This window comes from Embleya sp. NPDC055664 (assembly GCF_053618075.1).
Genome location: NZ_JBSHGZ010000004.1, coordinates 394,003 through 419,257, shown reverse-complemented (window position 1 = coordinate 419,257; position 25,255 = coordinate 394,003). Strand labels below are relative to the sequence as shown.

General features: G+C 71.8%; 21 protein-coding genes. 9 read left to right on the top strand and 12 right to left on the bottom strand.

The annotated features are described in order from the left end of the window. Positions 1 to 67: 67 nt before the first annotated feature. A complete protein-coding gene (locus ACWGR4_RS09670) occupies positions 68 to 253 on the top strand; it encodes a DUF5703 family protein (RefSeq protein WP_078978027.1) in 186 nt (61 codons plus the stop codon). Between the two features lie 134 nt (positions 254 to 387). Here ACWGR4_RS09670 and ACWGR4_RS09665 read toward each other — a convergent pair whose 3' ends face one another. The 3 genes from ACWGR4_RS09665 to ACWGR4_RS09655 all read right to left on the bottom strand — a co-directional run bounded on the left by ACWGR4_RS09665 (position 388) and on the right by ACWGR4_RS09655 (position 3,141). Next, positions 388 to 1,047: a chaplin gene (locus tag ACWGR4_RS09665; protein WP_379998454.1), complete on the bottom strand. Its 660-nt coding sequence runs from the start codon at positions 1,045 to 1,047 to the stop codon at positions 388 to 390. A gap of 313 nt (positions 1,048 to 1,360) precedes the next feature. Beyond that, on the bottom strand, positions 1,361 to 1,600 hold the full coding sequence (locus tag ACWGR4_RS09660; protein ID WP_379998452.1) for a chaplin: 240 nt from the start codon (positions 1,598 to 1,600) through the stop codon (positions 1,361 to 1,363). 212 nt (positions 1,601 to 1,812) lie between these two features. Beyond that, entirely contained in the window at positions 1,813 to 3,141 is a 1,329-nt protein-coding gene (locus tag ACWGR4_RS09655; RefSeq protein WP_452133965.1) for a M20/M25/M40 family metallo-hydrolase, read from the bottom strand. 293 nt (positions 3,142 to 3,434) lie between these two features. Here ACWGR4_RS09655 and ACWGR4_RS09650 point away from each other — a divergent pair, with 293 nt between their 5' ends. Continuing rightward, positions 3,435 to 4,307, top strand: coding sequence for a TIGR04222 domain-containing membrane protein (locus ACWGR4_RS09650; protein WP_379998448.1), 873 nt, complete (start codon positions 3,435 to 3,437; stop codon positions 4,305 to 4,307). Between the two features lie 357 nt (positions 4,308 to 4,664). After that, complete coding sequence (locus ACWGR4_RS09645) at positions 4,665 to 5,915, top strand: class I SAM-dependent methyltransferase (RefSeq protein ID WP_452133966.1); 1,251 nt, start codon at positions 4,665 to 4,667, stop codon at positions 5,913 to 5,915. A gap of 345 nt (positions 5,916 to 6,260) precedes the next feature. On the opposite strand, the gene mshC is transcribed toward ACWGR4_RS09645, so the two are convergent. From mshC to ACWGR4_RS09625, 4 genes are all read right to left on the bottom strand, one after another. After that, positions 6,261 to 7,487 carry a cysteine--1-D-myo-inosityl 2-amino-2-deoxy-alpha-D-glucopyranoside ligase gene (gene mshC, locus ACWGR4_RS09640; protein ID WP_379998446.1) on the bottom strand — a complete coding sequence of 409 codons (1,227 nt, stop codon included), beginning with the start codon at positions 7,485 to 7,487 and terminating at the stop codon, positions 6,261 to 6,263. Positions 7,488 to 7,628: 141 nt separating this feature from the next. Next, the gene (locus tag ACWGR4_RS09635) at positions 7,629 to 8,453 is read right to left on the bottom strand and encodes an SCO1664 family protein (protein WP_452128782.1); all 825 of its coding nucleotides are present in this window, start codon (positions 8,451 to 8,453) and stop codon (positions 7,629 to 7,631) included. After that, positions 8,450 to 9,019 (bottom strand): DUF3090 domain-containing protein, encoded by a 570-nt coding sequence (locus ACWGR4_RS09630; protein WP_078978035.1) that lies wholly within the window; start codon positions 9,017 to 9,019, stop codon positions 8,450 to 8,452. Before ACWGR4_RS09630 ends, ACWGR4_RS09635 begins: the two co-directional genes overlap by 4 nt. 92 nt (positions 9,020 to 9,111) lie before the next feature. Beyond that, positions 9,112 to 9,837: an MSMEG_4193 family putative phosphomutase gene (locus tag ACWGR4_RS09625; protein WP_379998442.1), complete on the bottom strand. Its 726-nt coding sequence runs from the start codon at positions 9,835 to 9,837 to the stop codon at positions 9,112 to 9,114. A 168-nt stretch (positions 9,838 to 10,005) separates the two neighbouring features. Here ACWGR4_RS09625 and corA point away from each other — a divergent pair, with 168 nt between their 5' ends. Together corA and ACWGR4_RS09615 are read left to right on the top strand one after the other, a co-directional pair. Then, complete coding sequence (gene corA / locus ACWGR4_RS09620; protein WP_379998440.1) at positions 10,006 to 10,980, top strand: magnesium/cobalt transporter CorA; 975 nt, start codon at positions 10,006 to 10,008, stop codon at positions 10,978 to 10,980. Between the two features lie 256 nt (positions 10,981 to 11,236). Beyond that, positions 11,237 to 11,860, top strand: a complete 624-nt coding sequence (locus ACWGR4_RS09615) for a hypothetical protein (protein WP_379998438.1) — start codon at positions 11,237 to 11,239, stop codon at positions 11,858 to 11,860. 278 nt (positions 11,861 to 12,138) lie between these two features. Here ACWGR4_RS09615 and ACWGR4_RS09610 read toward each other — a convergent pair whose 3' ends face one another. Continuing rightward, positions 12,139 to 13,188 (bottom strand): LLM class F420-dependent oxidoreductase, encoded by a 1,050-nt coding sequence (locus tag ACWGR4_RS09610; RefSeq protein WP_379998437.1) that lies wholly within the window; start codon positions 13,186 to 13,188, stop codon positions 12,139 to 12,141. Between the two features lie 359 nt (positions 13,189 to 13,547). On the opposite strand from ACWGR4_RS09610, the gene ACWGR4_RS09605 reads away from it, so the two are divergent. Next, complete coding sequence (locus tag ACWGR4_RS09605; protein ID WP_379998435.1) at positions 13,548 to 14,528, top strand: aldo/keto reductase; 981 nt, start codon at positions 13,548 to 13,550, stop codon at positions 14,526 to 14,528. A 45-nt stretch (positions 14,529 to 14,573) separates the two neighbouring features. On the opposite strand, the gene ACWGR4_RS09600 is transcribed toward ACWGR4_RS09605, so the two are convergent. Then, positions 14,574 to 15,098 (bottom strand): GNAT family N-acetyltransferase, encoded by a 525-nt coding sequence (locus ACWGR4_RS09600; protein WP_452128783.1) that lies wholly within the window; start codon positions 15,096 to 15,098, stop codon positions 14,574 to 14,576. A gap of 1,780 nt (positions 15,099 to 16,878) precedes the next feature. On the opposite strand from ACWGR4_RS09600, the gene ACWGR4_RS09595 reads away from it, so the two are divergent. After that, complete coding sequence (locus ACWGR4_RS09595) at positions 16,879 to 18,630, top strand: helix-hairpin-helix domain-containing protein (protein ID WP_452128784.1); 1,752 nt, start codon at positions 16,879 to 16,881, stop codon at positions 18,628 to 18,630. 66 nt (positions 18,631 to 18,696) lie between these two features. On the opposite strand, the gene ACWGR4_RS09590 is transcribed toward ACWGR4_RS09595, so the two are convergent. The 3 genes from ACWGR4_RS09590 to ACWGR4_RS09580 all read right to left on the bottom strand — a co-directional run bounded on the left by ACWGR4_RS09590 (position 18,697) and on the right by ACWGR4_RS09580 (position 21,486). Next, positions 18,697 to 19,794, bottom strand: a complete 1,098-nt coding sequence (locus ACWGR4_RS09590; protein ID WP_452128785.1) for an ABC transporter ATP-binding protein — start codon at positions 19,792 to 19,794, stop codon at positions 18,697 to 18,699. 218 nt (positions 19,795 to 20,012) lie between these two features. Next, positions 20,013 to 20,825, bottom strand: a complete 813-nt coding sequence (locus tag ACWGR4_RS09585) for an MOSC domain-containing protein (protein WP_452128786.1) — start codon at positions 20,823 to 20,825, stop codon at positions 20,013 to 20,015. A 142-nt stretch (positions 20,826 to 20,967) separates the two neighbouring features. Further along, positions 20,968 to 21,486: a DUF6643 family protein gene (locus ACWGR4_RS09580; RefSeq protein WP_201260900.1), complete on the bottom strand. Its 519-nt coding sequence runs from the start codon at positions 21,484 to 21,486 to the stop codon at positions 20,968 to 20,970. A 1,323-nt stretch (positions 21,487 to 22,809) separates the two neighbouring features. On the opposite strand from ACWGR4_RS09580, the gene ACWGR4_RS09575 reads away from it, so the two are divergent. Together ACWGR4_RS09575 and ACWGR4_RS09570 are read left to right on the top strand one after the other, a co-directional pair. Further along, entirely contained in the window at positions 22,810 to 22,965 is a 156-nt protein-coding gene (locus tag ACWGR4_RS09575; RefSeq protein WP_452128787.1) for a hypothetical protein, read from the top strand. 901 nt (positions 22,966 to 23,866) lie between these two features. Next, a complete protein-coding gene (locus ACWGR4_RS09570) occupies positions 23,867 to 24,901 on the top strand; it encodes an ADP-ribosylglycohydrolase family protein (RefSeq protein ID WP_452128788.1) in 1,035 nt (344 codons plus the stop codon). Positions 24,902 to 25,255: the final 354 nt, after the last annotated feature.

Sequence of the window (25,255 nt, the reverse complement as noted above, 5' to 3'; positions counted from 1 at the left end):
GCGGAGTCGTTGGCCTACCAAAAGGCCGGTCACCGCGCCGGCGGCGCGGGCGCCGGGGAATGGAAACATGGCGGACTACGAGTTTCGGCAACTGGATATTCCGCGCGGCACGTCCCGAGGGGACGCGTGTCGGATCCTGACCGAGCAGGCGGAATACGGATATTGGGAGCTGGACCGGTTGCTCCTGCGCGGCGACGGCAGCCGCCGGGTGGTGCTCCGGCGCCGGATCATCCGACAGGTGCGCACCATGTGAGCGATGCGCACCATGTGAGCGAGGCGAAACGCGGACTGCCCGCCCCTGTCCTCCCAGGGGCGAGCGGTCCATCCGGGCGTGCGTCGGGGTGCGTCGTGCGCCCGGTCGATGTGGGTCGGTCCCGTGGGTCGGGATCAGTCCCGGGCGGGCCGCGCGCGACGGTACAGGACGAAGCCGCCGAGCAGCAGTGCGGCGCCGATCGGGGCCACGGTCAGCGCGTCGGAACCGGTCTGGGCGAGGGCTCCGCCGCCGTGCGAGGAACCGCCGGTCGAGCCGCCGGTGCTGCCCGCCGAGCTACCGCCGGTCGTACCGCCCGTGGTGCCGCCGGTGGTCCCACCCGTGGTTCCGCCGGTCGTACCGCCGGTGTTGCCGCCCGTCGACCCGCCGGTGTTGTGGCCGGTCGAGCCGCCGCTGGTGCCGCCGGTGGTGGGCGGGGACGTGGTCGGCGGCTTGGTGGTCGGGGGCTTGGTGCTCGGCGGGCACGTGGTCGGCGGCTTGCTGGTCGGCGGGTGCGTCGTCGGGGGCTTCGTGTGCGGCGGCTGGTTGGTCGACACGTTGGCGCAGTGGTTGCCGAAGGCCGGGTTCAGCGCACCGATGACGTTCACGGTGTTGCCGCAGATGTTCACCGGGACGTGGATCGGCACCTGGATGTTGTTGCCCGACGCCACGCCGGGCGAGCCGACGGCCGCTCCGTCGGCCCCACTGCCGGCGTTGGCTACGCCGACGGCCGCGGACGCGAGTGCGCCCGCGGTGGCGACGACGACCAACAGCCCCTTCTTGGCGAGCTGGTGCATGTAGGTACCCCTGTGTCTCTCTTGCGAGGGGCGGGGGACGTTGACCCCGCACGGTCGTCCAACGAGAGTCGACACCGGAGGTCACCGGGGTGACGGCGATTCGCTCGTATGGCTGAGTTTCGGCCTTCCTTGCAACCGTGTTCCGATTGTTTTCGCCCGCGCTTCGGCCCGGACGGGCGCTCGGCTGAACGAAGACGACCGTCGATGCGCCGACGCCGCCGGGCCCGGGTGGGAGTGGGCGGCACAGCGGGACGGCCCCGAGACCGTGGCGGTCCCGGGGCCGTCCACACGCCATCGAGGGCGTGGGCCTGGATCAGGCGTTGATGCAGGTGTTGCCGAACGTGGGGTTCAGGATCCCGACGATGTCGATGCTGTTGCCGCACAGGTTGATCGGCACGTGGATCGGCACCTGGATGTTGTTGCCCGACAGCACACCGGGGGAGCCGACGGCGGCACCGTCCGCCTCGGCGTCGGCCATGGCACCGCTGGCACCGGCGAGCACGAGACCACTGCCGGCCGCGACGATGAACGCGGCCTTGCCCATCTTCTTCATGATTCTTCCGTCCTCCTTGTAGACACCACGACGCGCATGCGCGCCGCACAAGAAGAAACGACCGGATCAGTCGCAGGCTACGTGCTCCACGAGGTATTCACTCGTTCGGGCCCGATGGCCGGGAAACCCCGGGCCGGCGGTGCCGACGGGCGCGCGACGCGACCTCGGGATCCCCTCCCGGGCCCGGCCGCGCGCCCCCGCTCGGCGATGTCTCACGCGTTGTCGAGCAGGTGATCCAGCACCCGGACACCGAACTTCAGCCCGTCCACCGGGACCCGCTCGTCCACGCCGTGGAACATGCCCGCGAAGTCGAGGTCGGCCGGCAGCTTGAGCGGCGCGAACCCGAAGCAGCGGATGCCCAGATCGGCGAAGGACTTCGCGTCGGTGCCACCCGACAGGCAATACGGCACGGCGCGCGCGGCCGGGTCGTGCGCGCGCAGTGCGGCCGACATGGCCTCGACCAGGGCGCCGTCGAAGCCGGTCTCCAGGGCCTGGTCGGTGTGGATCGTCTCGCGGCGTACGCGCGGGCCCAGGACCGCGTCCAACTCGGCGTGGAACTCGTCCTCGAAGCCCGGCAGGAACCGGCCGTCCAGGTGGGCGGTGGCCTGCCCGGGGATCACGTTGACCTTGTACCCGGCGTTCAGCATGGTCGGCTGCGCGGTGTTGCGGATGGTCGCGCCGATGATGCTCGCGATCGGGCCGAGCCGCTCGATGGTGGACTCTATGTCGTCCGGGTCGAGTTCGATGCCCAGCGCGTCGGAGACCTCGTCCAGGAACGCGCGCACGGTCTTGGTGACCCGGACCGGGAACTTGTGCCGCCCCACCCGGGCGACCGCCTCGGCCAGTTCGGTGATCGCGTTGTCCTTGGCGATCATCGAGCCGTGGCCGGCGGTGCCGTCCACGATCAGCCGCATCCAGTCCATGCCCTTCTGGGCGGTCTCGACCAGGTAGAGCCGCAGGTCCTCGTTGACCGTGAAGGAGAAGCCGCCGACCTCGCCGATCGCCTCGGTGACGCCCTCGAACAGGTCGGCGTGGTTGTTCACCAGGTGCCGGGCGCCGAACAGCCCGCCGGCCTCCTCGTCGGCGACGAAGGCGAGTACGACGTCGCGCGCGGGCGGCCGGCCGGACCGTACCCGGTCGCGCAGCACCGCGAGCACCATCGCGTCCATGTCCTTCATGTCGACCGCGCCCCGACCCCACACGCAGCCGTCGGCGATCTCACCCGAGAACGGGTCGTGGGTCCAGTCGGCGGCGTTCGCCGGGACCACGTCGGTGTGGCCGTGGATCAGCAGGCCCGGCCGGGACCGGTCGGTGCCCTCGATCCGGACCACCGTGCTGGCCCGGCCGCGCTCGGATTCGTAGATCTTCGGCTCCAGGCCGACCTCGGCCAGCTTTTCGGCGACGTATTCCGCGGCGGCCCGTTCACCCGGCCCCGATCCGTCGCCGTAGTTGCTCGTGTCGATGCGAATCAGGTCGCGACACAGGTCGACGACCTCGTCTTCCGCGCGGGTGGTGGGCTGGGGACGGACAGCCTCCGTCATGACGGCTCCTCGGGGAAGGCGGAACGGCACGTGTGTACGGGTGTACCACCATCCTGCACCCGCGAGCGGATCCGACCGAGCCCGGGCACCGTTCTGACGATCAGTCAGTCGAGTGGGGTCGGTCGCGGGGTCGGTACGGGGCCGCCGGGCGAGCGCGCGGCGACCGCTCGGCGACGGTCCCCGGAACGTAGGGAGATGCCTCTGACCGGGGGGATCGGGCCACTGCTACCTTCCGGATCAGGGTGAACAAGCCGCACACACCCGCGAGTCGGACCATCGGGAGGAGACGTCACATGAACGGCACGGCGTGGGGTCTGACGGGTCCCGAGTTTCTCCGCCTCTACGGCGGGATCGCCCTCGGACTCGTGGTCCTGGCGATCGTGTTGCGGATCGTGCTCGCCTGGGCGGTCCGCGGCCAGGCGCGCAGCGGGCCGCTGGGCGCGTACGACGCGGCCTACCTGGCGGGCGGCCCGATGCGGGTCGCCGACACCGCCCTGGCGTCCCTGATCACCGAGGGCTACGTACACGTCCAGCGGGTCGGTCGGGTCACCGCCGCGACCGGATCGCGTCCGCCGGAGCCGGTGGCCGCGGCGATGCTGGACGTCGTCCGCACCACGCGCGGCACCCGACTCGCCCTGCTGCGAGGCTGGTCGCGCACTCCCATGCGGGAGGAGATCGAGCGCAGTCTGGTCGAACGCGGACTGCTGCACTCGCCGCTCGCGCGTCGGATCGCCAAGACGCCCTCCCGGCTGCTGTTCGTGCTCGGACTGGTGGGCATCGCCCGCTTCGTCAACGGCCTGGCGCACAGCCGGCCGATCGGCTTCCTGGTCCCGATGATCGTGCTCACCTTCGTCTTCGCGGGGCTGACCGCGGCGGGCTTTCGGACCACCGCGGCGGGCCGCCGGCAGCTGCGCGAGCTGACCACACAGTTGCGGGCCGACCGCCGCTCCGGTGCCCTGGTCGGCGCGGGCGCGCTGTCCGGCCTGTTCGTGGTGGCCTGCCTGGGCCTGGCCGCACACCCCGACCCGGACGCCCGGCTCGCGCTGGTCGCGTACGGCGGCTCCGGCGGCAGCGGCGGGGGCGGGGGCGACGGCGGCAGCAGCTGCGGTGGCGGGAGCAGTTGCGGCGGAGGCGGGGGCTGTGGCGGTGGCGGCTGCGGGGGCTGAGCCCCGAGTCCGGTGATCCGCCCGCTCGACGATCGAAGAAGACCGGCTCCGCATCCTCGACTCCGGGATGCGGAGCCGACGCACGTCGGGCCGCCGCCGCGCGCCGCGCACGACGCTCCGCCGCGGCCGTCGGCACGGGTTCTCCCGGCCCACGGCTGTCGCCGCCCGTTCCGGGAAGAGTGGGACTCGAATGGGAGTTCTACGAGTCGCCGTTCCTCCCGAGGCGGGCAGCCGTCGATCGGGTCGGCCCAACCGGAGGGAGGCGCGGCGCGGACGGTCACGTCGCACCAACCGGGTGCGCGGCCGCGCGGCGTACCCGTGGTGCGGGCACGGGACTGGAGGGAGTCTGCGTTGAGTGTGATCGAGGTTGCCCCGACCCGGGTCGATCCGGTGCGCTGGCCCGATGTGGCGGAGGTGCCGCGTCGACCGCTGCGCGCCGCCGCGGCCCGCTTCCTGTTCGAACGAGCGGTGGCCCGGCTGCCGTTGCGGGTGTGGATCGACGGCGCGCTGCGCGGCGACGGGGACGCGAAGGCGCCGGTGATGCGGATCGTGCGGCCGGACGCGTTCTTTCGTCGGGTGGGCACGGGTGGGCTGATCGGCTTCGGCGAGGCGTATCAGGCGGGCGACTGGGAGGCGGACGACCTGACCGCGGTGCTCACCGTGTTCGCCTCCCGGGTGAGCACGCTGATTCCCCCGGCACTTCAGCGACTTCGCCCCCTGGTGATACCGCGCCTGCCGCGTGCCCAGCGCAATACCGTGGCCGGCGCCAAGCGCAACATCCACCGGCACTACGACCTGTCGAACGAGCTGTTCGCCACCTTCCTGGACGAGACGATGTCCTACTCGTCGGCGGTCTTCGAACAGGGCCCCGACGGCGGACCGCGCGCCGACGAGGACGGGTTGCCCGAGGCCCAGCGGCGCAAGATCGACCGGCTGCTCGACCTGGCGGACGTCGGCCCCGGTACCCGGCTGCTGGAAATCGGCACCGGATGGGGCGAGTTGGCGCTGCGCGCGGCCGAACGCGGGGCGGACGTACACACCATCACCATCTCGGCCGAACAGCGCGACCTGGCGGTGGCGCGGATCGCGAACGCCGGCCTGGCCGATCGGGTCCGGGTCGAGTTGCGCGACTACCGCCACGTGAGCGGCAGTTACGATGCGATCGTCAGCGTGGAGATGATCGAGGCGGTGGGGGAGGAGTACTGGCCCACCTACTTCGCAGTGCTGGACCGACTGCTCGCGCCCGGCGGCCGGGTCGCGTTGCAGTCGATCACGATGCCGCACGACCGGATGCTGGCCGGTCGGGACACGTACACGTGGATCCACAAGTACATCTTCCCGGGCGGTCTGATCCCCTCCGACGACGCGGTGCGCAAGGCCGCCGCCGCGACCCGGCTGCGGGTCGCGGACAGCAGGTCGTACGGCCTGCACTACGCCGAGACGTTGCGGCTGTGGCGGGAGCGGTTCGACCGGCGGGCCGACGACGTCGAGGCGTTGGGCTTCGACCACGTGTTCCGGCGCATGTGGGACCTGTACCTGTCCTGGTCGGAGGCGGGCTTCCGGTCCGGCTACCTGGACGTGCGGCAGTACCTGCTGATGGAGGCGTGAGCGCGAGAGCGGCGGGATCCGAGGGAGATCCGCCTCGCGGAGCCCGGTTCGGGGGCAATGTCGGGGAATCGGGTCGGCGACTCCCTCGAAGTTTCCGCCGAAGATGAGGGCTTCCCCTGAAGTGCCGAGGGATTCCCGCGTGATCTGCTTATGACGCGGGCGAGGGGTCCGCCCCGATCGGCCGTCGCGGGGGTGTGGCCGGGCGGAGCGGGCACCGACCCCGGGCCGGTGCCGGGCAGGTGCCGGTGATCCACGAAGGCCCCGAACGGCGAGTGCCGTTCGGGGCCTTCGTGGTGGTCCGGGCCGATGCGGCCGTCGCGGCCGGTCGCCGTCGTCGGGTCGCGGTTACAGGGCCACGCCGAGGATCGCGTCCAGCGCCCGCGAGGCCACGCCCGGGGCGGACATGTCCTCGCCGCCGTCGGCGAGTTGCCGCGCCGCCCAGGCGTCCATGGCGGCCAGTGCGCCCGGGGCGTCCAGGTCGTCGGCCATCCGTTCGCGGATCGCGGCGAGCAGTTCGGTGGTGTCCGGCCCGTCGGGACGACCGACCGCCGCGCGCCACGTGGCCAGCCGTGCCTCGGCCTCGGCGAGGACCGTGTCGGTCCACTCCCAGTCGCTGCGGTAGTGATGGGCCAGCAGGGCCAGGCGGATTGCCATCGGGTCCACGCCCTCGCGGCGCAGCTTGGAGACGAACACCAGGTTGCCGCGCGACTTGGACATTTTCTCGCCGTCCAGCGCGACCATGCCCGCGTGCACGTACGCCTTCGCGTACGGCACCTCGCCGGTGACCACGTGCGCGTGCGAGGCGCCCATCTCGTGATGCGGGAAGACCAGGTCGCTGCCGCCGCCCTGGACGTCGAAGCCCATGCCGAGGTACTTCAGCGCGATCGCCACACACTCGATGTGCCAACCGGGGCGCCCCGCGCCGAACGACGCGTCCCAGGACGGCTCGCCCGGCCGCGCCGCACGCCAGAGCAGCGGGTCGAGCGGGTCCTTCTTGCCGCTCCGCTCGGGGTCGCCGCCGCGCTCGCCGAAGATCTCCAGCATCCGGGCGGCGGTGTATCCGGACACGCCGCCGAAGCGCTCGTCCGACACGATCGAGAAGTAGATGTCGCCGTCGACCGAGTAGGCCGCCTCCTTGGCGAGCAGGTCCTCGATCAGCGGCACGATCAGCGGGATCGCCTCGACCACGCCGATGTAGTTCGCCGGCGGGAGCACCCGCAGCGACGCCATGTCCTCGCGGAACAGCGCGGTCTCGCGCTCCGCCAACTCGACCCAGTCGACGCCGTCGCGCACGGCCCGCTCCAGGAGGGGGTCGTCCACGTCGGTGACGTTCTGCACGTAGTCCACGGTGTGGCCGGCATCCCGCCAGACCCGCTGGAGCAGGTCGAAGGCGACATACGTGGCCGCGTGGCCCATGTGGGTCGCGTCGTACGGCGTGATGCCGCACACGTACAACCGCGCGACCGGTCCCGGGGTGACCGTCACCAGCTCGTGCACGGAACTGTCGTGCACGCGCAGGGACGCACCCTGACCAGGGAGAACGGGGAGCTCGGGTGCAGGCCAGGCATACATACGTATGAGCCTAACGTCCGCGGGGGGTGAAGATCTTCCAGGGTTGGCAGACGAATTTCCGCGTCTTTACCCGCACCCGGGGTGCGCCGGCCGGCGCCGTCGGCCGGGAACGCCCGGTCGACTCGTGAATTTCGTCTCGAGTCAGATCGGCGGCCACGGAATCACGTGCCGGCGGCCGTCCGGCTTCGGCAGCCGGCCCTCGGCGAGCAGAACTCTCACCCGTTCGCGGGTGGCCTCGACCTCGTCCGGCGTAATCAGCTCGCCCAGACGCACACCCAGCGCGCCGTGCAACTCCCCGGCCAGCGAGGTCAGCGCGGCGCGCGCGGAGGCCGGCAGCGGCTCGCCCGCCCAACCCCACAGGAGGGTGCGGAGTTTGTCCTCGACGTGGAAGCAGATGCCGTGATCGATCCCGTACACGTGGCCGGCCGGGCCGGGCAGGAGGTGGCCGCCCTTGCGGTCGGCGTTGTTGATCACCGCGTCGAACACGGCGATGCGCTGCAGTACGTCACCGGCGGCGTGCACGAGCAGGGCGGGCTGCTCCTTGCCCTGTTCGTCGGGGACGACCACGTGTGCGATCGGCTTCCAGGCCGGTCCGGGGTCGACCGCCGGCAGGATCGCGACCGGCTCGGGCTCGTCGTCCGCCCGCTTGTGGTCGATCCACAACTGGCACATGCCCGCGCCGTACGGGCCCTCCCGGAACACCGTGGTCGGCACGATGTCCCAGCCCAGCGCCTCGGACACCTCGTACGCCGCCACCTCGCGCCCCGCGAGCGTGCCGTCGGGGAAGTCCCACAGCGGACGCTCGCCCGCGACCGGCTTCCACACGCACGGCAGCGACACGCCGTCGAGCGTCGCGACGCAGTACAGCGTGGCGTTGGAGGCGTCCTCCAGGCGCGCCTGCACCGTCAGCTCACCCCGGCGCAACAGCTCCGGGACGGCGGCGGCGTCGAGGACCGTGTCGGTCAACGCCGGTACCCGTTGGCGCGCGGGCAGATGTGGCCCTCGGCGTCCATCGGCAGCCCGCAGAAGGGACACGCCGGCCGCCCGGCCGCGACCACGAGCAGCGCGCGCTTCGCGAACGCCCGGGCCTGACCGCCGGTGAGCCGCACGCGGAGCAGCGGCGGGCCGTCCTCGTCGTCGTCATCGCCGAGCAGGGTGTCCTCGGGGGAGTCGTCGTCGGGGACCTGGGCCTGCGCCTCGACCACGAGGCGTTCGTCGTCGGCGTCCCACGCGAGGGCCATCGTGCCGACCCGGAACTCCTCCAGGATCGGCGGCAACAGCGGTCCGGAGTCCTCAAGTTCGGCGGGCGTCACGGCCGGTACGGCGGTCTCGCCCCCGGTGCGGCGCACCAACTCGTCGAGGAGTTCGTCGACACGTTCGGCCAGGACGGACACCTGGGTCTTCTCCAGCGCGACGCTCGTCACGCGGCCGGCGGCGGAGGCCTGGAGGAAGAAGGTTCGCTGGCCGGGTTCACCCACGGTGCCGGCGACGAAACGGTCCGGGGGGTCGTACAGGAAGACCTGGCGGGGCACGATCTGCTCCGTGTTTCTGTCGAGAGCTGGACGGGTGGTCGATCGGGTCGGTCGGCCGGGGCGCGCGGGGGGAGCACGCCCTCCGAAGAACCCTACGGCGCGCCGGCTCCGCCGCCCACCACCGCGTCGCCGGACGCCGGCCCGTGCCGTCCGTCGGGCGGCGGCAGCAGGCCGGCCACCGAGCCGCCGGTGTCGTTGAGGCGGCCGACGGTCGGCCGGTGAGTACCGTACGTGATCACCGTGAGCGAGCACGGATCCACCTGGATCCGCTGGAACAGGTCCAGGTGCATCCCGAGCGCGTCCGCGACCAGCGCCTTGATCACGTCGCCGTGCGAGCAGACCAGGTACATCGCGTCGGGTCCGTGCTCGGCGGCGATGCGCTCGTTCCAGTCGCGGACCGCGTCCACCGCGCGGGCCTGGGTGGTCCGCAGCGCCTCGCCGCCCGGGCCGGGGAAGGTGACCGCGCTCGGGTGCGTTTGCACGGTCTGCCACAGCGGGTCCTCGGCAAGCTTCTTCAGCTCCTGCCCGGTCCAGTCGCCGTAGCGGCACTCGCCGACCCGCTCGTCGACCTGCGCGCCCGCGTCGAGCGCGAACTTGGTCCCGAGCCGGGCCGTCAGCACCGCCTCCGAGGTCTGCCGGCAGCGCTCCAGCGGGCTGGTCACCACCGCCGCGAGCGGCACCTCCGCGATCCGCGCCGCCAGCGCGGCGGCCTGTTCCTCGCCCCGATCGTCCAGGAACACCTCCGGCGTCCAACCGGCGAGGACTCCGGAGGAGTTGGCCGTGGTCCGTCCGTGCCGAACAAAGAGCACCGTCGTCATGGGGTCAAGCCTATGTCGGGGTGGTGCGGGCGCCGTGCGCGAGGCGTGCGTGAGGGGTGGGTGGAGCGTGGGAGGGGTGTGAGTGGGGGCGGCCGGGGTGTGGGTGGGGGTGGGGCAGTGGTGGGTCGAGCCGAGTCGGTCGGGCGCGTGAGCCGGCAAACTGGCCGGGTGATCGTCGACTGCGCCATCTATACGAACGGCCGCCGGACCGAAGGACCCGCCGACTTCTCCGACGCGCTGGACGAGGCTCGGCGGGTCGGTGACTCGTTCCTGTGGATCGGGCTGCACGAGCCGACACCGAGCGAGTTCGACCTGGTCACGAGCGAGTTCGGGCTGCACCCGCTGGCGGTCGAGGACGCGTTGCACGCGCACCAGCGGCCCAAGCTGGAGACCTACGACGACTCGATCTTCCTGGTCCTGAAGACGCTGCACTACTACGACGAGACGTCGTCCGTGGAGACCGGCGAACTGATGATGTTCGTCGGCGACTCGTTCGTGGTGACCGTCCGGCACGGTCCGGGCGCGGAGCTGAAGTCCGTGCGCCGCCGGGTGGAGAAGCAGCCCAAGCTGCTCAAACACGGTCCCGGCGCGGTGATGTACGCGGTCGCCGACGCGGTCGTGGACGCCTATCTCGCCATCGCCGGGGAGCTGGAGACCGACCTGGAGGAGCTGGAGGCGCGGGTCTTCTCGCCGAGCCGGGAGAACGACGCCGAGCGGATCTACCTACTCAAGCGCGAGGTCCTGGAGTGCCGGCGCGCCGCGCTGCCGCTGATCGAGCCGATACGGCGGCTGGCCACGTCCGAGGTCGCCTTCGTCCCGGCCGACACCCGGCCGTTCTTTCGGGATGTTGCCGACCACGTGACCAGGGTCACCGAACAGATCGAATCGTTCGACCGGTTGTTGTCCGACGTCCTGGGCGCGCACCTCGCGCAGGTGGGTGTGCGGCAGAACGAGGACATGCGCAAGATCTCCGCGTGGGCGGCGATCTTCGCGGTGCCGACGATGATCGCGGGCGTGTACGGGATGAACTTCGAGCACATGCCGGAGCTGAAGTCGGTGTGGGGGTACCCGGGGGCGGTGGCGCTGATGGTGCTGTCGTGTGTGGGGTTGCATCGCATGTTCCGGCGGAGCGGGTGGTTGTAGGGGGCGGGGTGGGCTCCGTGTTCGGTCACCGCCGTACCGGTTTCGGTGGCCGGCGCGTCCGGGGCTCCGGTTCCCCCGGCGTGTCCTTTGTCGGGTGTGGTCGTTGAACTCGGTACCGGCCGTGGCGGGGATGCACTGGACTCCCCCGCCGCGGCCTGATTTCGTTCCGTGAGCGATCAAGCGGTGGACGCCGGCACCGCCCACGCCGGACTCTCGTAGGCTTCTGCTTGTACAGACGCGGCGGAAGCAGGTGGGGATGTTCGGCAAGTCGGGCAGGCAGCGCACATCGGGGACGCGCCCGGCCCAGGTTCCGGGGGCCGGAGCCGCCGGGGCCGACTGGTCCGCGCACACCCAGCTGGAGGACGCGGTGCGGTCCTACCTGCTGCACCCGGACGTGGCGATGGAGGCCCTGGGCTCGGTGCTGGGCCGCCGTCCCGTGCGCGGCTTCACGCTCGAACGGGTCGTGGACATCAACGCGAACGGCACCTCGGTCTGGCAGGAGGCGGCGGTCTGCGACGACCGGCGCCTGGTGCTGTGGCACAGCGAGGACATGACCGACCCGTCCGCGCCCGGCGGCACGGTGCTGGATTCCTCCGTGCAGGTGATTCCGCTCGGCTCGGTGTCGCACGTCGGGATACGCACCCTGGTGGGCACCGACAACGACGGGCGGCGGCAACTGCGCGGCGCGTTCGTGTTCCTGGCCACGCCGACGCTGCAGGAGGTGGCGACGGTGCGCGGGGAGGACGGCGCGTCGACGGGGCGCTTCCGGCAGGAGGCGTACCGGTTCAGCAAGTCGTTGGAGGACGGCGGGCCGGGGCAGATTCGCCGGCTGTTGGAGTTCGCCGAGGTGATCGCGGCGCGGGTGCCGGGGCCGCGCTGAGGGTGTCGGTGCGGGTGGGTGCTTCGGGCGCTGCGGGTGCGGCGTGGATGATCGTGCGGCGGGCCCTGGCGCGTGTCTTCAAACCCTCGCCGAGCTCCGCGGCGTGAGCGCAGCGAGGAGCCCGAAGGGCGGATGCCGTGCATCGGCGTGCCGGAGAAGCAGGTGCACAGTGGTTCCATTCGCCTGTTTCTCCGGGGCGGCGAGGTGCGGTGCCGGGCGTCGCGGAGCCCGACGGGGGTTTGAAGACACGCGCCAGGTCTGTCGGGCCCGCCGTCGGGTCAGGAGCCGGTGCCGGAGAGGTCCAGCGCCTCGGCGGCCAGGCGCAGCGCCGCCACCCGTTCGTCGAGGGTGCTGCCGTTGGGCGCGATGGTCAGGGTGGTCACGCCGGTGTCGGCGTAGGCCTGCATACGCTCCGCGATCCGCTCCCGGCCGCCGAGCAGGCTGGTCTTGTCGATGAAGTCGTACGGGACGGCCGCGCCCGCGCCCGCGTAGTCCTTCGCCAGGAACCTGTCCTGGATCTCCTTGGCCTCGGCCTCGTAGCCCATGCGGACCGCGAGCCGGTTGTAGAAGTTCTGGTCCCGGCTGCCCATCCCGCCGACGTACAACGCGGCGTAGCCGCGCACCTGTTCGGCCGCCTGCCGAGGGTCGTCGCCGACCACGAGCGGGACGGTCGGCACGACGTCGAAGTCGGTCATCGCCAGTCCGGCCTTCTCCCGGCCGGCGCGGATGTGTACGAGCGATTCCTCGGCGTGCTCCGGGGCGTAGAAGACACCCAGCCAGCCGTCGGCGATCTCGCCGGTCAACTCCAGGTTCTTCGGGCCCACGGCGGCGATGTAGAGCGGGATGTGCTCGCGTACCGGGTGCACGGTGAGCTTGAGCGGCTTGCCCGGGCCGCCGGGCAGCGGCAGCGTCCAGTTGGCGCCCTCGTGGGCGACCCGCTCGCGGCGCATCGCCTTGCGGATCACCTCGACGTACTCGCGGGTGCGGGCGAGCGGCTTGTCGAACTTGACCCCGTACCAGCCCTCGGACACCTGCGGCCCGGACACGCCCAGGCCGAGCCGGAACCGGCCGCCGGAGAGCACGTCGAGCGTCGCGGCGGTCATCGCGGTCATGGTCGGCGTCCGGGCCGGGATCTGGAAGATCGCCGAGCCGACGTCGATCCGGGTGGTCTGCGCCGCGACCCAGGACAGCACGGTGGCCGCGTCCGAGCCGTAGGCCTCCGCGGCCCAGCAGACCGCGTAGCCGAGCCGGTCGGCCTCCTGGGCGACGGCCAGATTGTCGGCGTCGTTGCCGGCGCCGAAGTAGCCGAGGTTGATTCCGAGTCGCATCTCCGCGGACCCCCTGTTCGACGTCTGTCCGACGTCCGTCTCACGCCGGGACGGCGTTCGTCCGGCTGGTTGGCGCTGCCTGTTGCCTGGCGCGTGTCTTCAGCCCGTCGGGCTCCACGACGCCCGGCACCGCACCTCGCCGCCCCGGAGGAACAGGCGAATAGAAACCACTATGCACCTGCCTCTCCGGCACGCCGATGCACGGCACCGGATGCCGCGGAGCCCGACGGGGGTCTGAAGACACGCGCCAGGCCGACCATACCGCGTGACCTACCCGTCGGTAACCTGTCTCGCCGGCATACCGCCGAACGGCCCCGCCAACGGCGGCGCGGGGGAGGGAACGGCTAGTCTCCGGTGCCATGGAGCAGCGACATCTCGGCCGCACCGGCCTGCGGGTCTCCCGCATGGGGCTGGGCACCATGACATGGGGACGAGACACCGACGAGCACGACGCGGCCGACCAGATGAAGGCATATCTGGATGCCGGCGGGAACCTCGTGGACACCGCCGACGTATACGCCGACGGTGAGGCCGAGTACATGATCGGCCGCCTCCTCGACGGGTACATCCCGCGCTCGGAGGTGGTGATCGCGACCAAGGCCGCGAGCGTGCCGTACAGCGAGCGCCGCTTCGACGGCTCGCGCGGCCACCTGCTCCAGGCGCTCGACCACTCGCTGGCCCGCCTCGGCACGGACCATGTCGACCTGTGGCAGTTGCACGCGTACGACCCGTCGACGCCGCTCGAGGAGACCCTGCACGCGCTCGACCTGGCGGTCACCAGCGGGCGGGCCAGGTACGTCGGGGTGTCCAACTTCTCCGGCTGGCAACTGGCGAAGGCGGCCACGTGGCAGTCGGCGGCCCCCGGCCGGGTGGTGGTGGCCAGTACGCAGGTGGAGTACTCGCTGCTGCAACGCGGCATCGAACGCGAGGTCCTGCCTGCGGCCCTCGACCTGGGCGTCGGCCTGCTCCCGTGGTCGCCGCTGGGACGCGGGGTGCTGACGGGGAAGTATCGCCACGCCATGCCGGCCGACTCCCGGGGCGCATCCGCCCACATGGGCCCCTTCGTCGCCCCGTACCTGGACGACCACTCCCGCCGCATCGTCGACGCCCTGGCCACCGCCGCCGACGGCCTGGGCGCGGCTCCGATCGAGGTGGCCCTGGCCTGGGTCCGCGACCGGCCGGGCGTGGTCGCGCCGATCGTGGGCGCCCGCAACGCCGGCCAGCTCCGCGCGTCGTTGGCGGCGGAGTCCGTGACGCTTCCGACCGAGATCCGGAACGCGTTGGAGGACGTCTCCCAGCCGATGACGGGCTACCCGGACGATTCGTGGAGCCAGGCTTAGGCGGGGGCGTCGGTGGTCCGATGGGGTGCGGCGGGCGCGGCGGACTCATACCCGGGTTTCGAGCACTTGGCCCGGCCAGAACGACCCGTCCGCGCGCAGCATCTCGAACTCCAGGGTCGGGGTGAAGCCGAGCTTCTCGTAGTCGTGCGCGAGCCAACCGTCCTCGCCGGTCCGACAGTGCGTGCGGAGCAGTCGGATGCCGCGCCGGGCGGCTTCGGCTCGGGCGTCGGCGACCAGGGCCGCGATGTCGAGATCCCAGTGCCTCGCATCGCTGACCAGGAGGTACAGGTATAGCTCGGGCTCGTCGGCCGGCGGGACGAACTCCGGGGCCTCGTCGGTCAGTACGGAGCCGCCGGTGATGCGGTCCGACGGGTGCCGGCAGATTCGCGTTCGGCCGGCGCGGGTGTGGCGTATTACGTGTTTGACGATCGGCGGGGGTTCCTCCCACTCCAGGGTTTCGGGCAGGTCGACGTAGCGCGTCGGGAGCAGCCAGGTGGTGTGCTCGTAGAGCATCGAGACGAAGTCCGCTACGTCGTCGAGGCTGCCTTGGGTGACCTTGATGTCGATCACGGTGTCCTCCCCGAGCGCCGGTGGCTTGGCGGGCGGTGGGCACGGTATTGCCGGGGACCGACAGCGGCGGGGGCTGTGGGGCCGTGGGGCTGCCGAGTGTCGGTCGGTCCTGGTTGGTTGGGTGTAGGGAGCGTGCGGTTGGCGGGTCGTCGGGACGGATGTCGGGTCGGCGTTGGTCGCCTCTGGTCGGGGTGAGGTCGGTGTTCGGGGGCGCGCCCGTCGGGGGTTTCGCTGGATCGGGTGGGTCGAGAGGGGCGGCTTCGGTGCGGCGGAAGGTGTCGGGCGGCCGGGTACGGCAGTTTGGGACCATCGATTCCGGCGAGGGTCGGTGACACCGGCGTGGCCGGTTGTGTGTCGGGGTGTTCGAGCGGACGAGTGTGGGTCGGGTGTGGCTGACGTGAGTGTGGGCGGTGCGGGCGGCGTGAACGGCGACGGTGCGGAAGCCGATTCGGAGGATGTGACCGAGCGTCGGGCCGGGGCCGGCCCCGGAGCCACGCCGACCCGGGCCGGCTCCGAGCACGCGCCGTCGGATCCGGAGCCCGAACCGTCGCACGCCCGGGACAACCGGCCGAAGGCCGACCCGGTGGCCCTCCTTCGCGACCAACTCGCGAGGTTGGCTCGCGGCGAGGCCCCCGAGGTCGTCGGCGGCGTGGCGCACATCGAGACCGCCGACCCGAACCACGCCGAGCGCGCCCGCCGTCGCACGACGGTGGCCGCGGAAGCCGCCGAGGCCGAGGCCGCCGCGATTGCCGCCGCCGAGGCCGAAGCGCAGGCCGCAGCCGAGGCTGCGGCGGCCGAGAAGGCCCGTGGCGAGGGGGCTTCGGACGACCTGGCCGCTGCGGAGGATCCGGTGTCTGCTCCCTCGTCGACGGACGAACAGGCCCACCGAGAGGTCGAGGACGGCGATGATGCGCCGTCCCGTCGAGAGGTCGAGGTCGGTGACGAGGCAGCGCCTCGTCAAGAGCCGGAAGCGGGTGAAGGGGCACGGTCCCACCGAGAGCCCGGGGCCGGTGAGGAAGCGCCGCCCCGTCCGGAGCCGGAGGCCGGTGACGAAGCGTCGTCCCATCGAGAGACCGAGGCCGGTGACGAAGCGTTGCCCGATCGGGGCACCCGGCGTGTCCCTCGGCGCATCCGCGACCTGGATCTCCCGCCGGAGCCGGACAACGAGGGCGCCGCTGTCGAATCGGACGGCCCGGCCTCTGCCGACGCTTCGCCAAGCCCGGCCACCGGCGACGCGGCCACGACCTCGCCGGTTGACGAGGGCACGGAGACCGGGACCCCCGACAGCGCCGCTCTCGCCCCTCAGCCGTCGGAGCCGGTGGGCGGTCCGACGAACCCGGCCGGCGGCGTCGACGCCCGACTCGCGGCCGATGAGAGCGCAGTCCGACCGCCGAACGCCGCCGACGCGACGGCCGCGACGCCGGAGCCCGCCGACGAGGGCTCCGCGCGCGCCGACCGGGATCGGGCAGCGGAGGCGAGGTCACTTCACCCGAAGGCTGCGCGCGGCGCCGACGCCGTGGAGGCCGTCGACGCCGGTACCGAGGACGCTTCCCCCGGCTCGGACGCCGAGAGCGATGTTGTCGCTGCTCCGGATGGCGACGGCGATGGGTCGGGCTTCGGGAGGGGCGGTGGTGCCCTTGCTTTTGGGGGTGACGGCGGCAGGTCCCCGATGGTGGGCGAGAGCGGTACGCCTCGGGGGTCGGGCGTTGGCGAGGGCGGTGGGCGCGAGCGTGGGGCCTGGGGGCGGCCCGGTGGTGGTGGCGGTGCCTCCGATCCGGGGGTGGGGGAGGTGGAGCGGCGGCCGTTCGGTGTCGTGGTTGCCGATGTTGCTCGGCTGCTGGGGGCTGCCGGGGCTCCCGAGGGGATGGCTCCCCGGGTGGTTGCCGCGCTGGGGAGCGAGGCGGCGGAGCTGTTGGCGGGTGATCCGTGGGCATTGCTCGGCGTGGCGGGGATCGCGCCGCAGCAGGCCGACCTCTTCGCGCGTGGGGCGTTGGGTGCCGCGTGGGCCGCCGACGATCCTCGGCGGGTGGGGGCGATTGTGCTGTGGCTGCTTCGCCGGGCCGCTCGCCGGGGGGATACCGCGATCGAGGCCGATGCCGTTCGGGCGGCGCTCGGGCACTTCGAGGTGGGTGAGCCCGATACGGCGTTGCGCGCCATATTGGCCGAGGGTCGGGTGATGGCCTTCGCCGCCGTACCTGCCGCCTCCGCCGAGGCGGAGGGCGAGGAGGACGGCGACTTCGACGAAACGGACGACGGCGACGGGGACTTCGAGGCCGACTTCGAGGAGCCCGACGAACTCGCCGCCGTCGGTGGTGTGCTGCTCGCCCTGGACGACTACGCCCTTGCCGAGGAGGCCATCGCCGAGGCAGTCGTGCGGCTGATGTCGACGGTCGAGCCCTGGCCGGAGTTCGGCGACGGCAAGCTGGATCGGGCGCTGGCTTCGACCGGCGTCGTGCTCTACGCCGCGGGCCCCGGTGAGGAGCCGCCCGCAGCGATTTCGGCCGTCGTCGCGAAGGTTCGGGCGGCCCGGCTTCGGGCGGTCGTGGTCGCCCCGACCACCGACGGCCGGGATCGCCTCGGCGCCGGTGCGGTCGGTCTGCGCGAGTTGGCCGCGATGGAACGTGGCCCGGACGGCACCCTCGAACTCGACCTTCTCGTCGTCACGGACGCGACCCTGCTCGACGTCACGGCCGCGGCGGCGATTTTCGAGGCGGTTCCCGACGGCGCCAGGCTCCTGCTGGCCGGCGACCCGGCCGGCCTCGAATCGACCGGTCCGGGACGGGTGTTCACCGATTTGGCCGCCACCGGCGCGATCCGTGCGCTGGTCGCGCCGAACGTCCCGGACGGACCCCTCGAAGCGCTCGCGGACGGCATCCGGGACGGCCGGCTGCCACCGATTCGGGATCCCGAGCGCCGTGTCGTGCTGATCCCCGCCCGCACCGGCGAGGAAGCCGCCCATCGCTGCGCCCAGTTGGTGGCCGACTCGATTCCGAGGGCGATCGGCATTGCGGCGCGGGACGTGCTGGTCGTCGCTCCCCTGGCCACGGGGCCCGCCGGCGCGAACGCGCTCAACGCCGCCCTGAAGGCGCGGCTCAACCCGGGTCCGGGCGGCGGGAGTTCGCCGACGCCGGGCGCCATCGACGTCGGCGACCGGGTGATCCGGGCCACGACCGACCCGAGTTGTGGGGTGGTCCAGGGGACGGTGCGCGAACTCCTGCCCGACGGGCGGGCGGTCGTGCTCTTCGGGACGGCCGCGCCGGAGGCGGTACCCCCGACGGAGCTTCGCCACGGTTGGGCCTTGACGGCCCGTCAATCCCTGGGCGTGCGGCGTCCGGCCGCGGTGGTCGTACTGCCCGCCGAGGGCGCCGACGCCTACACCAGGGCCCTCATGTACACGCTCGTCACGCGAGGCGAACGCCACGTCTCGATCGTGCACGCGGCCGGTCCGGCCCTCGCCGCCGCGGTGGCCGCCGACCCGACCCGGCAGCGAACCACCCACCTGCGGCAGGCGTTCGGGGAGGCGGCCGGCTGAGGGACCCTCGGCGCCCGGGCGCGGTGAGCCCGGGCGTGTGCGTGGGCGCGTGCGTGTGCGTGAACTTCAGTCGGCGAGGCGTTCGCCGGTGGACTTCGAAAACTTGTGGATCTCGTCGATGCGGGGGGTCACCCGCAGCGTCTCGCCCTTGTGCGGCACCCGATTGCCGGGCACCCGGACGACCAGGGGCGCGGGCGAGTCGTCGACCCGGGCGGTGCCGTATACGTAGGCGTCGGAGCCCAGTTCCTCGACCACGTCCACCGTGACGGGCAGGCCGCCGGCGTCCGCGTCGGAGGTGACCTCCAGGTGCTCCGGACGGATGCCGACCGTGATCCGCTCGGCCTTCTCGGCGCGGGCCGTTTCCAGCGCCTCGCGGGTGAGCGGGATCGGGGCGTCGCCGAACCGGAAGCCGTCCTCGGTCAGTTCGGTGTCGATCAGGTTCATCGACGGCGAGCCGATGAAGCCGGCCACGAACACGTTGTTCGGGTGCTCGTACATCCGACGTGGGGTGTCGACCTGTTGGAGGATGCCGTCGCGGAGTACGGCGACGCGGTCGCCCATGGTCATCGCCTCGACCTGGTCGTGCGTCACGTAGACCGTGGTGGTGCCCAACCGCCGTTGCAGGCCCGCGATTTGGATGCGGGTCTGGACGCGGAGCTGGGCGTCGAGGTTGGACAGCGGCTCGTCCATCAGGAATACGCGCGGTTCGCGGACGATCGCGCGGCCCATCGCGACGCGTTGGCGCTGACCGCCGGAGAGCGCCTTCGGCTTGCGGTCGAGGTATTCGGTGAGGTCGAGGATCTTCGCGGCCTCGGTGACGCGTCGGGCGATCTCGTCCTTCGGCCGATGTGCGATCTTGAGTGCGAAGGCCATGTTCTCGGCCACCGACATGTGCGGGTAGAGCGCGTAGTTCTGGAACACCATCGCGATGTCGCGGTCCTTGGGTTCGAGGTTGGTGACATCGCGGTCGCCGATGCGGATCGCGCCCGAGTTCACGTCCTCCAGGCCCGCGAGCATCCGCAGGGCAGTGCTCTTCCCGGAGCCGGACGGGCCGACCAGGACGAGGAATTCGCTGTCGCCGATCTCCAGCGAGAGCTGGTCGACGGCGGGCCTGTCGCCCTTGGTGTACCGGCGGGTGGCCCGGTCGAACGTGACGGTAGCCATGGAGTCGCGCCCCTCACCCGGCAGGAACGTGCCGGACGGTCCTAGGTAGTGGGGGTATCAGCGTGTCGGGGGACCGGGGGCGTGGGGTCGGGGCGCGCGGAGGATGTCACCCACGTGAGTGACGCCGGTGCGCCGGGTGGCGGGGCGGGGCGGTGTGGCGCGGTGCGCGCGGGGCCGGCCGCGCCGTGGTCCGGTCAGTCTGTTTCGAGGACTTCGAATCAGTCCGCTTCGAGGACTTCGAAGGTGTCGCCCACGTGGAGGATGCCGGTGGTGTGGGCGGGGAGTTCGGGGACCAGGTTCTGGCCGAAGACCAGCTTGGTACCGAAGCGGCGGTGTCTGCCCAGGGCCCGGAGCGGTTCGGGGCCGCGTTCGCCGGTCCACTGGTCGGTGGTGGTGATGACGCAGCGCGAACACGGCTTGACCACGCGGAAGACGACATCGCCGATCCGAATCCGACGCCAGCGGTCCTCGGCCCAGGCCTCGGGCTCGTCGATGACCACGTTGGGGCGGAAACGGTTCATCGGCAGTGGGGATTCGACGAGACCGTTCAGCGCTTCGAGTGAACCCGTCGTGGTCAGGAGCAGCGGAAAGCCGTCCGCGAAGCTCACTCGATCGGATGAGTCGGCGAACCTCTGATCGGGCAACCGCCGGGTCGGGTCGTCCAGGTAGACGAGCCGCACGTCGATGCCCAGCAACTTCCCGAACCACGTATGCGCGTCGTCCGGGCCCACGGCGGCCTCGACCTCGTCGTTCCAGACCGTCACCGGCACGAGCCGGACCTCGGCGGGCGGCTCGATCCGGAGTTCGTCCATCGAGGGCGCGCGGACGACCAGTCGTCCGCCGTCCTCCTGACGTACCGCCACGGTCGCGAGCAGGGGCTGCTTGCGTTGGCTGAGAAACCGTCCGGTGGTGTCCACCAACATCCAACGCCGGTCCCCGGCAAGGCCCCACGGCTCGACCACGGCCTCGGAGAGGTCGATGCCACGGGTGGACTTGATCGGGTACAGGTGCAGGGAGGCGAGGTGGCGCATGGCTTCACTGTTTCACGCCGGCCCGTGAGGGCCGACGGCGGCTCCGCGCGACGCCTCGGCTCGGGGACGGCCACGCGGGACGTACGGGTATGACGACTCTCGGTACTCGACCTCGCTCGGGCGTGCGCTCGGCGGCGTTCGCTCAGTAACGGGGCGGGAATTGGCCAGGCTCGCCCATGTTCGGCACACGCGGCGCGGGAACCTGCGGCGGCTGGACGTACTGCGCGGCGTACTGCCCGGCACCCGGCTGCGACTGGTGCACGGCCGGCTGCGGAGCCTGCGGCGCGGCCGGGGCCATCGACGCATAGCCCGACATGGGCGCGTTGTTGTACTGACCGCCCCCGTACTGCGGAGCGCCACCGTACTGCGCGGGCACCGGCAGCGGCGCGGGCAGCGCGGGCATCGGCGCGGGCGCGTTGTAGCCGTAGCCCGGGGTCGACGAGCCGTACGCGGGCGCGGGCGACGAGTACGAGGAGGGCAGCGCCGGGAGGGCGGGGAGCGCCGGTCGTTCGCCGAAGAGCGGGTGCATGGCGAAGTCCGGGAGGGGCACGTTGAAGGGGCCGATCTCCGGCCGGCCCCGTTCGGCCACCAGCCGGTCGTAGATCGGGGTCTCCGAATACGGCGAGTAGATGCCGCCGTCATAGGCGCGAGCCGAGGTCATGGCCGATAAGGTACGCGATTCGCGGCGCTTGCGAACCCCCTGGGTCGTGACGAATTTCAGCGGGTTGCGTCTGAACTTCGTCAAGGCTTGCCAATAGCCCGTGCCGGGGTGCTTCCGCCGCCTGCGCAGGCGATGTGATAGGGCGTCACATTTAGGTCGTTTCCGCAACTCCCGACACCCGGGGTCAACCAAACCGACGGGCGTGTCGGGAGGGGGCGGGTTGGGGGCCGGGGCGGCGGGGCGGGGGCGCGACGGGAGGCATTCGGCCTTGCTTGCGGGGGCGGCTGCCGGGGTCGGCGGGGCTCGACCCCGACGGGCGGGTGCCGGCCTCGCCGACGGGGGCGGGTTGCGGGGCGTGGCGGCCGGACCTGGCGGGGCCGATTCTTGATGGCAGAGCGCGGGGCCGCGCCCGGGGATGGAGGCTGTGGGGCGCAGCCGCGTGATCCGACGGGGTCAACCTCGACGGCAGACATGTGGCTCCGTCCGGGGATGCCGGCCGAGATGCGCCTCCGGGTGCCCTGGCGGGCTCCCACCTCGACGGCGGGCCACGCGTCGGCCGCGGACGCCGACTGCGGGGCACGGCTGCCCGACCTGGCGGGGCCCAACCTCGACGGCAGGGGCGCGGATCGCGCCCTTGGACGCCCGCCGCGATGCACCACCGACCCCGCCGGTTCTCAAGCCGACTGCAAGGCACGGGACTTGCTTTCGGCCACCCGGCGCGCCGCAGCCCGACCCGGCGGGCTGTCGCGTCGAACGCAGGGCTTGGGTTCGGTCGGTTTTTCGGAGGCTCTCGCGAGTGGGTCGGGGTGTTCCGACGGACGTTGTGCTTTGGTTCGCGGACCGAACGCTCGCCCTGGGCGCGCCGGTCGGTGCCCGCCGCGGCCCGGGCGGGGTTTCGGAGCAGTGGAGAGCGGCCGTTCGCGTGACGGTGACGAGGCACGTGACAGTTGCGGCGGCCGGTCGATTACCGTGCCCCTCGGGGCCGACCGCGTACCGGCCCCGGCCGCGCCGGGGGCTCGGCGGGCACCGACTGGAACTGCGTCGGGTCGGCTCGAACGTCTACCTCGAAGCCCCGGACGAATACTGGAAGGCGGCCCTGAGGCCGGCCGACGCGAACGCCGCGGCCGGGCTCCGCGACAAGCACGTCCGGATCGACGCGGACGACTCGCGCTTCGAGGACATCACATCACCCGGATCGCGGAGTACGGCAACGTCGCAACGGTCGTCACGGACTGGCGATCCCCGGCCAAGGAACGCTCCGAGGAGATCGTCGACGGCACGCGAACGATCGTGCCGGGGCTGCGCGGCGGCCCACGGTTGCACGTGCCCGCCACGGGGAACCCGGTGCCGATCCGGCTGGAACTCCCGGAGAACGGCACCGTCGAGTGGTCCGACCTCGGCAAGCCGGTCGACGTCACCGCGCCGTCCACATCGGACACCGTCGACCTCCCATCCGAGGTCACCAACCCCACGAACTGATCGGCCCCGGTCCCTACGGCGGCGACGGAGTATGTGCCCCGGCGTCCGGGCCGCCGGCCGTCTACGAACCGGACCGGCGCGCAGCCGCGCTTCGAGCCGGGCCTGTCGCTCGTCGGGTTGCCGCTCGGTCGCGACGGCTTGGTGTCCTCCCCGGCCCCGGGCGTGCAGGGCCCGAGGTTAGGGGGCGCTGGGTCAGTCGAGGGCCCCGCCCACCGCGCCGACGGTGGCCGGGGTGAGGTGGTCGATCAGCTCCGACGGCGTCTCGGCGAGCGAGGTACCGGAGAGCAGCGCTTCCGGCGCCGGGGCCGCCGGTCCGACCCTGGGTCGCCCGGCCCCATGTTTCCTGCGTGCGTTCGCCGCCCGAAGCGGTATCTCTCCACGAACCGTGCGCAGGCCCGCCGAGGAGTCGTCCCATACATCGAGGTCTTCGGTTCGGCAGTGGGTGCGGGGTGTCGGGGCCGGGAGCCGGGACGAGGGGTGACCGAGCATTGAGCGTCGAAGTCGACCGGCACGAAGCAAGAGGGTGAAAGCCAAGCATGTGAAGCGAATACAGTGAGCGACGATCGAATTCGTGAAGATTTGCTCGCGGGGTCGTCCGGGACAAGGTCGTCTTCTCGAGATGATTGGCTTTGACGGTGATTCCGGGGTGGGCCTGTGAGGTAACCCGATCAACGCGAGGACCGGCCCAAGATGGGCGAAACGATCGTTTACTTTGAAATGATTGGTGCACGATTGTGTGCTCTGGAGGCGGGTGCTGCAGAGATGGGCGGCACCGAGGTGTTTGACACCACGAATATTTGGCTTGAGACAAGTGCTTCGGAGGCGGTTGGCGCCACGATGCTTGCGGGGAGGATCGTCCTGGGCAAGAGCTTCTGGACCGGGCGTGATTCCTGGGAAGTCGATGGAGTTCGATGGCTTGCGGGGGGATGGATTGTTGCGAGACGAGTCGAGTCGGGAAAAGATCTCGGGGGTTGATGCGTTGGTTGATGAACTGCTGCCTCCGGCCGGGGGGATTGATCTGCCACCGGTTCGCGCCGTGTTGTTCGATCGGATCCACGGGGGATGGATCGGGCGATGCCTTGGCGCCCGTGAGGCGAGGCAGGGATTGGGTTCCGGTCCGGCCGAGGATCGCAGTGACGCGGTTGATCGGGCGGTTTTGAGTCTGCGGGTTTTGGAGTCGTACGGGCCGGGGTTCACGAGTGCGCAGGTTGGCGGATTGTGGTTGCTCACCCTGCCGTTCCTACGGGCCTTTGCGGCGGAGCAGGCCGCGTATCTGCGTTTGCTTGAGGGGGATTTGCCCCCGACCACGGCAGGTGATGGGAGCGGGTCGGGTGAGGCGATGACGCGGGCCGACCTGTATGGCTATGTGGCGCCCGGGGATCCGAGGCGGGCGGCTCGGTTGGCTCGGAAGGATGCGGTGGTGTCGCATGCCGGGGAGGGGGTGTACGCCGCCATGTGGTGTGCTGCCCTTGCGGCGGCGGCCTTCACGGCTCGGGATGCGGCGCAGGCGGTCGGTGTTTCGTTGCGGCACGTTCCGGTGAAGTCGGGGGTGTCGCGGGTGGTTCGGGATGTGTTGGTTGCGTCTGCGCGTGGGTGGGCCTGGGACCAAGTGGTCGCCGAGGTACGACGAGAGTCCGGGAGCGACGATCGGCACGACGCGTCGGGGAGCGCGGGGCTGATCGCGGCTGGGTTGTTGTGGGGAGACGCCGATCCCGCTCGGCAGATTGGGCTGACTGTGCGCGGCGGATGGGACGTTCATGCCACCGCGCCGTTGGTGGGCTCGATCGCAGGCGTGTTGCACGGTGCCGAGGCGGGATGGCCGGAGGGGGTGGCGACTCGGGTCGAGACCGCGCTGCCCGGGGAAGACGTTTGCGCGCTGCGGCAGTTGGCGCGGCGGACTCTGGCGGTGAGCGGAACCGAGTTGCCCCTGCGGTGACGTTGGACCATGGGCCGGGTGCCCGAGGCGGCTGGACCGTCGTTGGTGGCGGGGTGGCGGGGTGGCGGGGTGGCGGGTTCGTTTGCGGATTCGGGCGCCGGCGCACGTTGTGGTGGCTGGGATGCGGGTCCTGGCGGGGCCATTCGTACCGTGGCGACGGCTGACGACCGCCCTGGGGAGCCGTCGGTGTGCCGGTGGACTCGGGCCCGGGGGTTCTGGTGCTCGGGTTGCTGGGGACCTGGGCCTGGGCCCGGGCTGGGGAGGGGTGGGTTACTCCTCTGGGATTAGTGGGGGTTGCTTGACGTCGGCTGGAGTAATGCGGAGATCGGTCCTTGGCCGGACGAGTGGGGTGGG

Excerpts from the sequence above, each read along its gene's own strand:
- ACWGR4_RS09670 (WP_078978027.1), top strand. The coding sequence starts at position 68 with ATGGCGGACTACGAGTTTCGGCAACTGGATATTCCGCGCGGCACGTCC.
- ACWGR4_RS09650 (WP_379998448.1), top strand. The coding sequence starts at position 3,435 with ATGAACGGCACGGCGTGGGGTCTGACGGGTCCCGAGTTTCTCCGCCTC.
- mshC (WP_379998446.1), bottom strand. The coding sequence starts at position 7,487 with ATGTATGCCTGGCCTGCACCCGAGCTCCCCGTTCTCCCTGGTCAGGGT.
- ACWGR4_RS09580 (WP_201260900.1), bottom strand. The coding sequence starts at position 21,486 with ATGACCTCGGCTCGCGCCTATGACGGCGGCATCTACTCGCCGTATTCG.
- ACWGR4_RS09590 (WP_452128785.1), bottom strand. The coding sequence starts at position 19,794 with ATGGCTACCGTCACGTTCGACCGGGCCACCCGCCGGTACACCAAGGGC.
- ACWGR4_RS09585 (WP_452128786.1), bottom strand. The coding sequence starts at position 20,825 with ATGCGCCACCTCGCCTCCCTGCACCTGTACCCGATCAAGTCCACCCGT.
- ACWGR4_RS09605 (WP_379998435.1), top strand. The coding sequence starts at position 13,548 with ATGGAGCAGCGACATCTCGGCCGCACCGGCCTGCGGGTCTCCCGCATG.
- ACWGR4_RS09665 (WP_379998454.1), bottom strand. The coding sequence starts at position 1,047 with ATGCACCAGCTCGCCAAGAAGGGGCTGTTGGTCGTCGTCGCCACCGCG.
- ACWGR4_RS09570 (WP_452128788.1), top strand. The coding sequence starts at position 23,867 with ATGGAGTTCGATGGCTTGCGGGGGGATGGATTGTTGCGAGACGAGTCG.
- ACWGR4_RS09660 (WP_379998452.1), bottom strand. The coding sequence starts at position 1,600 with ATGAAGAAGATGGGCAAGGCCGCGTTCATCGTCGCGGCCGGCAGTGGT.
- ACWGR4_RS09610 (WP_379998437.1), bottom strand. The coding sequence starts at position 13,188 with ATGCGACTCGGAATCAACCTCGGCTACTTCGGCGCCGGCAACGACGCC.
- ACWGR4_RS09625 (WP_379998442.1), bottom strand. The coding sequence starts at position 9,837 with ATGACGACGGTGCTCTTTGTTCGGCACGGACGGACCACGGCCAACTCC.
- ACWGR4_RS09655 (WP_452133965.1), bottom strand. The coding sequence starts at position 3,141 with ATGACGGAGGCTGTCCGTCCCCAGCCCACCACCCGCGCGGAAGACGAG.
- ACWGR4_RS09615 (WP_379998438.1), top strand. The coding sequence starts at position 11,237 with ATGTTCGGCAAGTCGGGCAGGCAGCGCACATCGGGGACGCGCCCGGCC.